17 protein-coding genes are annotated in these 13,546 nt (G+C 46.6%); 16 read left to right on the top strand and 1 reads right to left on the bottom strand.

Annotated features, from left to right (window positions below; genetic code table 11):
* The first annotated feature begins 1 nt into the window (after position 1).
* From BQ7489_RS17735 to BQ7489_RS04510, 15 genes are all read left to right on the top strand, one after another.
* Entirely contained in the window at positions 2–454 is a 453-nt protein-coding gene (locus tag BQ7489_RS17735; RefSeq protein WP_239496922.1) for a hypothetical protein, read from the top strand.
* The gene (locus tag BQ7489_RS17730) at positions 455–964 is read left to right on the top strand and encodes a hypothetical protein (protein WP_239496921.1); all 510 of its coding nucleotides are present in this window, start codon (positions 455–457) and stop codon (positions 962–964) included.
* The gene (locus tag BQ7489_RS04570) at positions 961–1,608 is read left to right on the top strand and encodes a hypothetical protein (RefSeq protein WP_072530126.1); all 648 of its coding nucleotides are present in this window, start codon (positions 961–963) and stop codon (positions 1,606–1,608) included. Before BQ7489_RS17730 ends, BQ7489_RS04570 begins: the two co-directional genes overlap by 4 nt.
* Before the next feature lie 3 nt (positions 1,609–1,611).
* Positions 1,612–1,833, top strand: a complete 222-nt coding sequence (locus tag BQ7489_RS04565; RefSeq protein ID WP_072530125.1) for a hypothetical protein — start codon at positions 1,612–1,614, stop codon at positions 1,831–1,833.
* Between the two features lie 3 nt (positions 1,834–1,836).
* Entirely contained in the window at positions 1,837–2,133 is a 297-nt protein-coding gene (locus BQ7489_RS04560) for a hypothetical protein (RefSeq protein ID WP_072530124.1), read from the top strand.
* Positions 2,120–2,422 (top strand): hypothetical protein, encoded by a 303-nt coding sequence (locus tag BQ7489_RS04555; RefSeq protein ID WP_072530123.1) that lies wholly within the window; start codon positions 2,120–2,122, stop codon positions 2,420–2,422. Before BQ7489_RS04560 ends, BQ7489_RS04555 begins: the two co-directional genes overlap by 14 nt.
* Positions 2,398–3,198, top strand: a complete 801-nt coding sequence (locus BQ7489_RS04550) for a hypothetical protein (RefSeq protein ID WP_072530122.1) — start codon at positions 2,398–2,400, stop codon at positions 3,196–3,198. The genes BQ7489_RS04555 and BQ7489_RS04550 overlap by 25 nt, the downstream gene beginning before the upstream one ends.
* A 2-nt stretch (positions 3,199–3,200) precedes the next feature.
* Entirely contained in the window at positions 3,201–3,656 is a 456-nt protein-coding gene (locus BQ7489_RS04545) for a hypothetical protein (protein ID WP_072530121.1), read from the top strand.
* Positions 3,653–4,432, top strand: a complete 780-nt coding sequence (locus BQ7489_RS04540; protein WP_072530120.1) for a hypothetical protein — start codon at positions 3,653–3,655, stop codon at positions 4,430–4,432. The genes BQ7489_RS04545 and BQ7489_RS04540 overlap by 4 nt, the downstream gene beginning before the upstream one ends.
* Complete coding sequence (locus BQ7489_RS04535) at positions 4,429–6,528, top strand: hypothetical protein (RefSeq protein ID WP_072530119.1); 2,100 nt, start codon at positions 4,429–4,431, stop codon at positions 6,526–6,528. The genes BQ7489_RS04540 and BQ7489_RS04535 overlap by 4 nt, the downstream gene beginning before the upstream one ends.
* Positions 6,529–6,953: 425 nt before the next feature.
* The gene (locus tag BQ7489_RS04530; RefSeq protein WP_072530118.1) at positions 6,954–8,243 is read left to right on the top strand and encodes a reverse transcriptase domain-containing protein; all 1,290 of its coding nucleotides are present in this window, start codon (positions 6,954–6,956) and stop codon (positions 8,241–8,243) included.
* Between the two features lie 198 nt (positions 8,244–8,441).
* A complete protein-coding gene (locus BQ7489_RS04525; protein ID WP_072530117.1) occupies positions 8,442–8,684 on the top strand; it encodes a hypothetical protein in 243 nt (80 codons plus the stop codon).
* Positions 8,685–8,754: 70 nt separating this feature from the next.
* Entirely contained in the window at positions 8,755–9,393 is a 639-nt protein-coding gene (locus BQ7489_RS04520) for a thymidylate synthase (RefSeq protein WP_072530116.1), read from the top strand.
* Between the two features lie 98 nt (positions 9,394–9,491).
* A complete protein-coding gene (locus BQ7489_RS04515; protein WP_072530115.1) occupies positions 9,492–10,349 on the top strand; it encodes a DNA adenine methylase in 858 nt (285 codons plus the stop codon).
* 283 nt (positions 10,350–10,632) lie between these two features.
* Positions 10,633–11,487, top strand: a complete 855-nt coding sequence (locus BQ7489_RS04510) for a helix-turn-helix domain-containing protein (protein WP_239496920.1) — start codon at positions 10,633–10,635, stop codon at positions 11,485–11,487.
* 13 nt (positions 11,488–11,500) lie between these two features.
* Here BQ7489_RS04510 and BQ7489_RS04505 read toward each other — a convergent pair whose 3' ends face one another.
* The gene (locus BQ7489_RS04505; RefSeq protein ID WP_072530114.1) at positions 11,501–12,064 is read right to left on the bottom strand and encodes an HdeD family acid-resistance protein; all 564 of its coding nucleotides are present in this window, start codon (positions 12,062–12,064) and stop codon (positions 11,501–11,503) included.
* A gap of 276 nt (positions 12,065–12,340) precedes the next feature.
* Here BQ7489_RS04505 and pelA point away from each other — a divergent pair, with 276 nt between their 5' ends.
* Positions 12,341–13,435, top strand: a complete 1,095-nt coding sequence (gene pelA / locus BQ7489_RS04495) for a pectate lyase (protein WP_072530112.1) — start codon at positions 12,341–12,343, stop codon at positions 13,433–13,435.
* Positions 13,436–13,546 lie beyond the last annotated feature (111 nt).

Raw genomic sequence — 13,546 nt, 5'->3', positions numbered from 1 at the left:
TATGTTTGTTTTATGCTGTGATATAAAAATAGGGGCCGTTTCTTTCAAGTCGGTTCACGACGTGAAGATCAAACGAAGCCTGTACGATTTGGCCGCCACCGCTACCGTCAAAGTTCCGGTAACAGCCGTGCTGAAACATGCCGGGGAACCGCCTACGCATATCGAGACGGCCCAGGCTATCAAGGTAGGCGACAAGGTGGAAATCAAGTTGGGCTATGACGGTACCCTGAACACCGAGTTTGTCGGTTACGTAAAGCGCCTGAACTATAAAGTTCCCCTGGAAATCGAATGTGAGGATGAATATTATAAGCTGCGTTTCTTGAACTGTGTTTTCAGCAAGAAGGAAACAACGTTAAAAGAGTGTTTGAACAGTGTTTTAACGGGTGTTCAAATGGGTGAAGTCGTTGACCTGACGCTGAAGAACTTCGTCATCAACAACAAGCCAGGAAGCTAGGTGCTCGGTCGGCTGAAAAAGGAATACGGGCTGGTCGCCTACTTTGATATTGACGGCAAACTGAATGTCGGCAAGGCAAACGACGTGAAAGGCGAAACAGTGAAATACGTCCTCCGTGAGAACGTGATCAGCGACGATGAACTGAAATACCAGCTGGCAGAAGACATAAAATTGAAAGTTAAGGCTGTCTGCTATTATAAGGACGGTACGAAGATAGAAGGCGAGCTGGGCGAGGGCGGCGGAGAAACACGTACCTTTTACTATTACGATGTGAAAGACGCAGCGGAACTGAAAACGCTTGCCCGGGAAGAGCTGAAACGGTATTCGTTTGACGGCTACCGGGGCAAGATAAAAACCTTCCTGCTTCCTTTTGCCCTACCGGGAGGCGTTGCGAGCATCGAGGACAAAGTGTATAACGAACGGAGCGGCGACTACTTTATCGAAAGCGTGGAAACGGCTTTCGGGACAGGTGGCGGCCGTCGCACCGTAGAAATAGGTATCAAGGCATGAGCAAGGAAATGGAAGAATTACGCCGGAAGTTCCATGAGCGGTTCGGCGAAAGTGGCGACCAGGTATTCCTGGGAACCGTTACCGAAGTAAACGAGGATGAGTTTACCTGTACCGTCAAACGCGACGACCAGGTGGATTATTTCGATGTCCGCCTCCGTGGCCTGGTCAAGGCGGAACTGCAAGGCTTTGCCTTTATCCCACGCCTGCAAAGTACAGTACTGGTCTGCCGTATCGGGAAAAGTAACGAACTATTCGTGTGCCAATTCACTGAGATAGACAAGATGATATTTACCGACAATGATCTGGAGGTAAAGGTTGATACCGAAAACATCGATATCAAGAAAGGGAAAAAGATAACCATTCATGTGGATGCGGGAAAGTTGGAAGTGACAAATGACAAGGTGAAAGCTCTGCACGAAGCCGACAAACTAACCGTCACAGCTGACAGTACCATCGTCAAGGCATCAACAGCCGGCGTTACGATCACCCGCGGCAGCAGCGGCCTGAAAAGGACTTTGGAACAGATACTGGACGGGATTTGTGCCTTGACAGTTCCGACGGCTGTCGGTCCGTCCGGAGTTCCCATCAATATAACAACATTTCAACAAATCAAGGCGGATTTGCCTAATTATATGGAGGGATAGCGTATGGCATTAATAAAATCGACAATCAAATCAGAGATAAAGGAAGCCTTTACCCAAGTGATGAACCAGCAGGACGATGACCGGGAAGGGGCTATCGACAAGGTAGCGGACAAATTGGCTGATGCCGTCATGAATGCCATCAAGAGTGCCACAATCACCTATACAACCGGCCTGGCTACATCGATGGGCCCCGTAACAGGCACATTTGGAAACAAAATATCATAGCGTATGAAAGACTATAAGCAACAGCCAGACGGTGACCTTGATTTGACAACCGGTGATTTGCTGGTAACGGAAAGCACCTACCAGCACCAGCGGGATTTGCTGTACAGTGACAAAGGTCATATCCGGCAAAAACCGGAAGCCGGTGTCGGGGCGGTAAATTACATGATGGATAACGATCCGGAAGGCCTGCTCCGTGCCACACGCAAGGAATTTACGGCCGACGGTATGAAAGTACGGAAGGTTGCTTTTGCGGCCTATTCAAACGATTTAAATGTGGAGGCGACGTATGAAGGTGATTGAGGTACAGGATGAACAGCAACTGCTGGACATTGCCCTGCAACATTATGGGACGGCAGAGGCAATGGGTGAAATCATGGCGAACAACCCGGAGATGAAAAATGAACCTTCGGCCGTGGTTGAAGCCGGACGCTCTCTCGGCGCTTTCTACCCGGACATTAAGTTGAAGGTAGGACAGCGGATAAGCATTGACGATGACAGCCGCCTTGTAAAAAAGACGGTAGTCAAGAAAATAGACAGGGATATCACCACTTACATGGAAACGCAATGGCAAGAACAATACAACAGATAGAGGAAAGCATTACGGGAAGGCTGCAAGCGACATTCAGCCTGTCCACATCGGCCGCATCCGAGTGGCGGCTTTGGGTACACTTTGTGGCATACTGTATCTACAGTTTTGAACTGGTATTGGACGCATTCAAACGGGAAATGGATGCGGACGCGGAAAAGGAGGTGGCGGGTACGCTGACCTGGTATAACGATAAATGCTACGAGTTCCAGATGGACCATGAACTGGTGTTCGACACGGTAACCGGCCTGTTGGAGTATGAGAAGGTGGATGAATCCGCGCGTGTGGTAAAGATAGCCTCCGTGAACGTGGCAGAGGATAACACAATCATGTTTCGCGTGGCCACCGAGGACGAAGAGGGGAAGATTGTGCCGCTTACGAGCAATCAACTGTTGAACTTCAAGAACTATATCGATGCGGTCAAGTTTGCCGGCACAAAGTCGGAAATCATATCGACGGATGCCGATGAAGTGAAGTATGACATCAAAGTCTATTATAATCCGGCCAACCCGGTAGATACGGTACGCGAAGCCGTATTGGCTTCACTGGAGGAGTTTAAGACATCCCAGCGTTTTGGCGGTGTCATTTACTCCCATAAGATGCTGGAGGCGGTTACGACGGTTGCAGGCGTTGTCACGGCCAAGATGCTTTCCCTCTCCCGCAAGGGTACGGAGGATGAGGATTTCATCCCGATTGACACGATGGCCTACCTGTATGCCGGTTATTTCAACTATGCCGGGGACAGCCGGCTGGAGATGGTTTCAATAAATGATATATAGCCATGAACATTATCCTGAACTTCAAAGAACTCATCCGGCAGTATGTCGCCCCGCACCGCAGGCAACCGAACCGTCTTGCGTGGCTATGGTCGCTTGTGGACTTGGACGGTGTATGGCAGTCCTTCTCCGACTGGCGCGATTACTACCGGTATAAGGTGCATGTAACGAGCCAGCACCGCTCATTAGAGGGGCACCTGAACAAGACATTCGGCGGCGGTATCCTGATCAAGAGTTACGAGGACCAGTTCCTCGCCATCGGACTAAACTCGGAGCCGGCTCACTGGGTGCTTTTTGAACCGATGCAGGAAATAGCCCTGGAGGGTGAGGGTGGACAAAGCTTCAAAGATGTGGACTTTATCGTTTATGTGCCGGAAGGTATAGACCTGAGCCTTGTACGGGCGGAAATCGAGCGTTATAAAATTGCAGACAGAACCTATAAAATAGTAACAAAGAAATGAAACGGCATGTACAATACCCCGGCGTAAGGAAATGGTCGGGAAATGATTTGTTGGAGTTGCAGAGCGAAGGCCTTCGCATAGCTGACGACTTCTTCTCACAGTACGGCAACTGTGTAATCTGCGGCTGCGCGGTATCGGAAACCGGCATCGATGCCGGGCTGGTCAACATTGACGGCATGGTGCTGCCATTGGCGGCTACGAGTGTGGAAGTATTCCCCGTCTATTTAGTCAAGGACGAGGAACACGTCCAACGTGAATACGCAGACGACAAAGTCCGTGACATTGCCGTCCGGTATTTTGCGAAGGTGGTCCAGGCGAAACCGTCCGATACAGGCTTTATTGAGATTACAGCCGACGGATCATCCACATTCTTTGATAAAATCGAGGCTGTTTGGCTGACGGATATACTAAACCGGCTGGAGTCCCTGAAGAAGGCTGACAAATCCCTGTCCGATGCCATCGAACTGTTGAAGGAGGCTGACAGGAAAGCCGCAGAACGCATCGTCACGCTCGAAAAGAAGATGCCATCCTACCTTGACCATATCCCGACGGTAAATGATGACAGCTACTTTGTAGGAGTCGAGGTTTGGACAGTGGACGAATACGGGAATAAGACGTTCTGGAAGTGCCACGACAACACGGAAGGCAAAGCCGTATGGAAACGCAGCGGTGAAGGTTCCGGAGGTGGTGGCAGTTACGGAGGAGCGGTTTACCTTACCGGACAGACTGATTTTTCTAAAGCAACAATTATAATTAAGGAGGGCTATTTAAAATGAGTGAATCAACAACCGGTGCATACGTGTACCAGCAAATCGTGAAGAGTACGGCTCAGTGGGCAGCCGATAAAACCGTCATCGTTGAAAACGTCTGGCTTTTCGAACGCAGGAGCGACGGCAAGATTATAACCAAACTGTCCGACGGCAAGCACTGTTATGCCGACCTGGACGAATACGGCCTGAGCGCATGGGATGCGGCGCAGCTTGGCGGCTACAAGGGAACTAAGGAGGAGTTTTATTTGTCGCTTGGCACCCTTGATGAAAAAGTGGAGCAGGTGACAAACCTTGTATCATCGCTCGACGGTAAATTCGCAGAAACTCCGGATCTGCCGTCAACACCCGGGGAAGATACACTGACCTACCAGTCAGGGGAAGCAACCCGTAAATTCGCAATCGGCCAGCAGTGCCGCGTGTATGAGACAAAAGAGAAAGACTATGTCTTTTATCAGCTATACAATATCACGGAAGGGAATAAAGCCGACTGGCGTGTTGCCGGTTCCGGTGGAACATCCGCTTTTCAGGAGAAAGCCATCATAACCCTCACAAGTAACCAGGGTTTGAACGACGCCGACCTGAACGGCAAGAAGGTGACTGTTTCCTACTCCGGCCAGCACTCCGAACTGGTCTGGAACGGTGAAGCGCTGGAGATTGCCATCCCCATGCAGGTGGAATATACCGTTTCACCGGAAGCCGCCTCCGGTTATGCCTCTCCGGAAGAACAACAGTACGTGGCTGTCGGGGGTAACGAAAGACAGATAAACCTGGTTTACTCTGCGGAGAAGGTGACGGTCAATGTAAGCACGGACGACAGTGCGGACTGTTCCGGTCGTACTGTGACCATAAAGAAAACGTCAGGCGGCGAAGTGATTGGAAGCGGCAAGGGATCCAGTGTAGTTATAAAAGTGCCGTCGGGAACCGGATATACGGTATCCGTCGATGCTTTTGCAGGATACACCAAACCGGCAGACCAATCATTTCCCGCAAACCCCGCGAGCCGTAACGTGTCTTTCGTGTATGCAAAAATCAAGGATGCCGGTATTGTATTTGACAAATCCAAAAGCGACCCGCAGAATATCACCGGTGAAATCAACAGCGGGGTTCTGAAAACCATCCTGTCGAAGTTCCGCCGTTGCCTCTGCAAGAAAACGAAAGACGGTGAGGTTACAATTTCGTATCTTCGTGATGACAACAGCAATTTCTACGCCGATGGCTCAGCAGCCAAGTTGGACGGCACAGAGGGCGATGTGATGGTGGATTTTCCGGAGTTCTATTACAAATGGGAGCAGGTGGACAGCAACAAATTCCGTTACCGCTTTGCCGAATACAACGTGGACGGAACATTCAAGCATGTGCCACGCTCTTTAGTCGGTGCGTATAAAGGTTATATGACTTCGAATAAGCTGTATAGCCGAAGCGGGGTTCGTCCTACAGTTAGTAAATCCACTAATGATTTTGATGGGTACGCAACGGCTCGTGGTAAAGGTTATCAGCGTATCGACTTCCAGCAGCACTGTGTGATTGCCTTTATGCTTTATGCGCGTTATGGAAACAGAAATTTACAGGCTGTTCTTGGTGTGGGCGGTGCTGTTAGTGGCTCGTCAGCAACGATGACGGGAACCAGCAATGCGACAGGAATTGCGGATACAAAGAATGAAACAAGCAAGTATGTTTGCGGCTTGGGGCTTGAAGGTGTATTCGGGGGTATTTACGAATGGGTGAAAGGCGTTGAAATTAACAATCGCGTTTGGAAAATCACTGACCCGGACGGGGCAACCCGCAATGTGAACGCCGGAACAGAAGACGGTTGGATAACGAATGTAGCTGCGGAAAACGGGCCTTTCTTCGACATGGTGCCTACGAAAGTGGGTGGCAGCGAAACGACACATTATTCGGATTACTATTGGCAGAGTTCGGGCGGCCCCCTTGTTTTGGCGCGCTCCTATTACGACTCGAGTACGAATGGCGGCGTGGCGTATGCGTATGCGTATTACGGTGCCTCGAACACGGATTCGAACTGCGGTTCGCGTCTCGCTTTCAGGGGCGTTATCCGCGAAGCGGCGAGCGTAAGTGCGTTCAAAGCACTGTCAGTGCTTTGATACTAATACCGGCGTAAGCCGGTCGATTTATAATATTTTTAAGTCGTTATCCATTAAAACCTTTTGGATATTAAGGATTCACGGAAAATCGAAGTACATTTGCGATGTAAATGTAAAAATGCGATGTTAAGATACAGGTAGAATTCCTCCGGCCCTTGTTTTGGCGCGCTCCTATAACGACTCGAATACGAATGGCGGCGTGGCGTATGCGAATGCGAATAACGATGCCTCGAACACGAATTCGAACTACGGTTCGCGTCTCATATTCAGGAAAGAAAATATTATATTATGGCTCTTGGCCGGGACGTGTTCCCCAGTCCAACCCATAGAGGAATGCACCTTGCCTCTTGGCAAAAAACAAATTGGGTTATGTTGTGTGGTAGGTTGATTCTCGAAGCACATAGATTTCTGAAAGCGACAATAAAATGAAGCGGTACGGACATTTGATAGAAAAGATTATAGAGGAAAGCAACCTTTTGGAGGCTTTCTCTATGGTCATGCGGGGCAAGAAGCGCAGCCGCACTGTCCGCTATTTCAAAAAGAACCGGGATAAGATCCTGGCAGACCTTGCCGATGAAATAAAGTCCGGCAAGTATGCACCGGAATGTTTCCGGGAATTTGAAGTGGTGGAAAACGGGAAGGTGCGCGAAATCCAGTCCCTGCCGTTCAAAGACCGCATCGCCCTTCACGCGATAATGGCAGTTCTATACAGGGATGTTTTAGGCGGTATGATGATTCGCGACACGTATGCCAGCTTGCCGAAACGTGGTATCCACGACGGTTTGAACAGGCTTCGAAAAGCATTAAAGGATCGTTCGAATACTGAATACTGCCTGAAACTTGACCTGAAGAAGTTCTACCATTCAGTCGACCAGGAAGTCCTTATCGGACGGCTACGTCGCAAGATAAAGGATGAAACGCTAATGCAGACCCTTATCCGTATAATCAGAAGTTATGGTCCCGGCCTGGCCATTGGCTACCATTCCAGCCAGTTGCTCGGTAACTTTTACCTCTGTCTGTTGGATCACTACATGAAAGCGGAATTGGGCGTCAAGTATTACTTCCGGTATTGTGATGATATTGTCGTTCTCGGCCCTGATAAAGCGTATCTGCATGACATTTTTGCAAAGTTGCGCAAAGTGGTGGAGGAAGAACTTCACCTTACCATCAAACAGAACTGGCAGATATTCCCGGTAGAAGCACGCGGCATTGATTTCTTGGGGTACGTTACCTGGCATGATTATGTCCTGGTACGGAAACATATCAAGCAGAAAGTTGCCCGGCGGCTACAGAAGGTGAAAAGCAAGAAACGGAAATACGTTGTGCTTGCGTCGTTTTGGGGATGGGTGAAACACTGCAACGGGAAACACTTATTTTTTAAACTAACAAATATGAAGTCATTTAAAGATTTAGGCGTCACTTACAAACCGGCTGACGGAAAGAAACGCTTCGAAGGCAACCTTACGCCTTTGGGCAATTTGCAAAACTGTAAAGTTACTATTGTGGATTTTGAGACCGACATCAAAACAAAACAGGGTGAAGGCCGCTACGTGGTCCAATACGAGATGGATGGCCAGAAAGGCAAGTTTATTACAGCTTCGGAAGAGATGAAGAATATTCTCGACCAAATCAAAGAAATGAATGAGCTGCCATTTGAAACGGTAATCAAACGGGAAACATTCGGAGGCAATAAGACGAAGTATGTATTCTCTTAAGAAGTAACAAGCCTTTGAGGGCAAGGTGTGAAAAAGGCCCTCAGCCATTGAGTAAGTATCGACGCCAATCATATACTTATACGCAAATGCGCAAACCCGCAGAGCTGAGGGCCAAAGCCCTTTTCCACTGCGGGTTTGCGCATTTTGCGCGTATAAAATATGATTGGCACTGCAAATATACTTTAATTTTTGGAGATTATGACAATATACGAGATACTTTCTTTCAATAAAGAGCTGTTGCGCCGGCTTTCTGAGTCGGGCATACGGGTTGAAGATTACCGATATGTGGACCTTTTCCATGATTTCACGAAAATGGTAGAGGATGGAAACAAGACGACATACGCTGTTGCCGTTCTCTCTGAAAAGTATGCAATAAGTGAACGAAAGGTGTATGATGTACTCCGTCACCTCAGAACTGACTGCAAGGGGCGTTCAGTGTGATATAAGGGTATTGTTGCTCCTGTAGATAGATTTTGAAGGTATCTTTATGGTGAATCAAATCTTTAAACCCATGAACAAATATCATCAAATTCTTTGCAAGATCCTGAATGCAGGAAAGGAACAACGAAACAAAAAGGGAGTTATTCGGTATCTGTTGAATGAATGTCTTACTCTGACACCTGCCGACCTGCTCGACATCTTCGAGACGCACGGCATCGCCCGAAAGAAGCTGCGACAGGAACTTCAACTCTTCATGCAGGGAGAACGTAACGTGGAGCGTTACCGTGAAGCCGGCATCACCTGGTGGGATTATTGCGGTCAGACTCTTGTGAACAGTTATCCGACCTACTTTGAGAAACTGCCTCCTCTCATCGAAAAGATAAACCGGGAAAAGCGGACCAGCAAGAATTATGTCCTCTTCCTTGGTTCTACAGGAGCGGAAACCAACCAAGCCCCATGTCTGAGCCTTGTACAGTTCCAGATAGAAGACGGCGAACTGGTATTGTCGGCTTATCAGCGTAGCAGCGATGCCAATTTAGGCCTCCCGGCCGATATTTACCATCTCTATCTGATGGCCCGGCAAATAGACCTGCCTCTGAAATCGATTACCCTTAACCTTGGCAATGTCCATATCTATGAGAACAACCTGGAGCGTACCGGTGCCTTGCTTGCCGGTGATGAAGGGGTTCGGTTCGACCTGAATGTATAAGAAACGTTGCAAACCCTGTGCAGCATGGTTTGATTGTTTTCTTTAGACGACTGGGATAAAATGGGGAATTTTGCAATCCGTTTTAAAACCAGGAACAAATGAGAAAGCAGTATTTATCAGCCCCACTTCCGTTTGTGGGGCAAAAACGCATGTTTGCCAAAGAATTTATCAAGGTATTGAAACATTACCCGGATGATGCCGTATTCGTCGATTTGTTTGGCGGATCCGGTTTATTAGCCCATATCACGAAGTGTCAGAAGCCGGGCTCTACCGTTGTCTATAATGATTTCGACAACTACAGACGCAGATTGGAGAATATACCGCAGACCAATGCTTTGTTGGATAGGATTCGAGAGATAACCCAAATTGTACCCCGGAAGAAGGCATTGCCTAAAGAGTTGAAAGAATCTATCCTGCGTCTTATCGAGCGTGAAGAGGTAGATAACGGTTATGTGGATTACATCACGCTTTCTACCTCCCTGCTCTTTTCCATGAAGTATGCCACCAATTTGGACAGGCTGCGAAAGGAAACGTTTTATAATACCGTGCGCAAATGCAGCTACGACCTTTGCTTTGACTATCTGGACGGACTGGAGGTTGTTTCCTGTGATTATAGGGGGCTGTTCAACAAATATAAGGATATCCCGAATGTTGTATTCCTGATAGACCCGCCATATCTTTCCACTGAGGTTGGCACCTATACAATGGACTGGGGGCTTACTGATTATTTGGATGTGTTGCAGACGCTCGTAGGTACGAACTATATTTATTTCACCTCCAACAAGTCATCCATCATAGATCTATGTGAATGGATGGGCAGGAATAACACCATAGGCAACCCCTTTGCAGGCAGCGAGAAGATAGAATTTAACGCGCACATGAATTACAACTCCTCCTACACAGACATCATGCTGTTCAAGAAAGCAGATGAAACAGTACGCAAAATGGCATCTTAACCACTATGTAAAGATACGAATTTTTGCTGAATTGGCAATGGGTTTAAGGTGTTATTTTAGACTGGGGATCAAACAAAAGCGTCATTCAAATGCCATTTAAAGGTTGTTTGAGTGACGCTTGTGTTTTGATGAAAATTGAACGCTTCGTTTTGAAACCCCAGCGAAAAATAGAACGCTTCGTTTTGAAACAGTAGACCTTTCGATTTGCGGATTATATTTGTCCGAATTTGTTTATATCAATCCTAATAAGTATATTTGTAGGCAACTAAATCACATACTAATTATGATGAAGAAGATAAATTCCATCCAAGAATTTTCTGAAGACAAAAACATAATTACAGGCATAGACATAATCGGGAACTTCAAATACCTGTTCAAGTCACCGGTTGAAATGAACGGAGCTCTGCTTTTGCTATGCACAAGAGGAACGAGTACCGTTACCATACATCTCACCAGCTACAAGATGAAACGGAATTCCATAGCCATTATCCTGCCTCATCAGTTTTTCCAGATAACGGAACAAAGCAATGACTGCCGATTCGTCTATGTAGGATTCAGCCATAAACTACTCCAGACCCCAGCACTCTTTAACAAGACATTGGAATATACACACTCAATATACGAAAGCCCTGTTGTAACGCTGAGTGAGAACGTAGCTTCCATCATCAGAGACTATTTCAAACTGCTGATCCGCGCAACCAAACTGCCAGACACATTCTTGAAAGATGAACAGCTGGAACTGGTATACACACAGCTTGTGATGGGTCTGGGCACAATCTACAGACAAGATGCCGAAAAAAAACGACCCAAATATAACCGGAACGAAGAAATAGTAAAGGAATTGGTCCGGATTATCGTCGACCACTACAAAACGGAACGGAATATCACTTTCTATGCCGAAAAGATGCATCTGTCTCCCCAACACCTGAGCACAACCATCAAGAAAACGACCGGAAAGACGCTTACCGACATCATATCCACATTCGTCATAAAAGATGCCCAAGCCAAGTTACGTTCCACCGAACTGACAATACAGGAGATAGCCTATTCACTAAATTTTTCCGACATCTCCTTTTTCGGGAAATACTTCAAACGGTATACAGGAATGTCACCGAAGCAATACAGAAATATGGAATAGTTGGAAAATCCAACTATTCCTCTTCTATTATCTTCACATCTGTAATATCCTTGTTCACCAGACGGTAATAGCGCCACAACCTGACCAAGTCGGTTATGGAATACACAATAGATGAAATACCCAACATAATAAACGGAACTGTAGCTGCCTCAAAAGGATTGAACAGAACCACAAGCCCTGCCACAATCACCAATGCGGCTATTACATAAAACAGAACGGGCACCCTTCCTTTTTCCCGCTGCGCCCAACAGCCAGCCAGCAGATTCAGTCCCCCCAACAGAAGCAAAGCCCCCAGCAGATACATCAGTATGCTGACAAAAAACGCCGGCATGACAATCAACCAGATCCCCAGCAACGTACTGCCCAAGGCCAAAACCGGAAAATAGGACTTTTTCTCCATCGAATGTTTCCTGCGCTGGAAAAAATAAGAAAAGAGTCCATAAAGACCAGGCAAAAGGAACAATACTCCTATCGTTACAACCAGGTACACAACAGCCAGTTCCGGAAAGGCAACCAACAGAATTCCTATGATCAAAGCACAAATACTGCTTAAGACCGGATAACTTAATGATCTCATAAATTCAAAAATAGTTTATATGTTCAAATTTAGTAAAATATTCCATATGTGATATAAATATAGCCTATTTTATGAATATAAAGTCTAGAATAGACCAATCCATATATTCTGAGTCAATGTAAATGAAACATTTTCCATTCCATCTGTAAAAAACGACAAAAAATACCAGTAAAAAGATTAATTTTACAACCTGACACTCCGTACAATCCTGTACCTTTATGAAACCTTTTATATAACACACAGCTTGAAGACGCATTTTTTTAAATATTATACTTTATGAAAAACATTTTTGTATGCATGGCTTTATCCATGACAGTAACCGCAGGTTTAGCACAAGGAATCATCTCACCGAAAGATTATGAATATACTTCCAAAGAATGGAAAAGGATTGTCAAGGAAAGTCCCGACTCTTTTTACACTACCGACGAGGCAAAACGAATAGCCGACAATGTATTGGCCTACCAGCGCGTAACGGGAGGATGGCCTAAAAACATTCCGATCCACCGTGCATTGGGCGGAGAACTGGATATCATATTGGGTGACAAGAACAACAGGAATGACTCGACAACAGATAATGACGCCACAATTACCGAAATGACTTATCTGGCAAAGATGTTCCGTGCCACCGGAGACGAACAATACAAGGAAGCATTCCTGAAAGGTGTGGAATTTATGCTGAGCGGACAATATGACAACGGAGGATGGCCACAGTTCTGGCCCGAAAACCGGGGATATCAGAAAAATATCACGTATAATGACAATGCCATGGTACAGACCTTACGCATTATCCGAGACCTGCGTGATGAAGTGGCTCCTTTCGACATACTGATTGATGACGACATGAAGGCACGTCTGTCAAAAGCTTTCGATAAAGGAATCGAATGTATACTCAATACACAGATTATTGTAAACGGGAAACCTACCATATGGTGTCAACAGCATGACCCGGAAACATTACAGCCGACCCCCGCACGTTCTTTTGAACTTGCTTCTTTCTGTTCGGCGGAAAGTGCATCACTCGTTAAGCTGCTGATGGAAATACCCAACCCGAATGAACGGATAAAAGCCTCCATAAACGGAGCTATGGAATGGTTCGACAAACACCAGATCCATGGAATACGTCTGGAAAGGTATACCGACAAAAACGGGACACGGGATACCAAAGTGGTTAACGACAATCAGGCCGCCCCTATCTGGGCAAGGTTCTACGACCTGAAGACAGAAGAGCCGTTCTTCTGTGACCGTGACGGCATACCATGCAAGACCTTGGCAGAAATAGGACACGAACGCCGTAACGGATATGCATGGTACAGCTATGCCCCTGAATCACTGGAGAAACCATATGAAATATGGAAGAAGAAATATATGTAATACCGGAAAAATTTCGGGAAACTCAAAAATACCATGACAATAAAATCATAAAAAAAATGCCATAATATTTGAATTTATAAAAAATCCACGTATATTTGCATCAAACAATCA

It is taken from the genome of Bacteroides ilei (assembly GCF_900128495.1).
GTDB lineage: Bacteria > Bacteroidota > Bacteroidia > Bacteroidales > Bacteroidaceae > Phocaeicola > Phocaeicola ilei.
The sequence above is the reverse complement of the archived record's forward strand: the minus strand, read 5'-3'. Positions and strand labels throughout refer to the sequence as shown.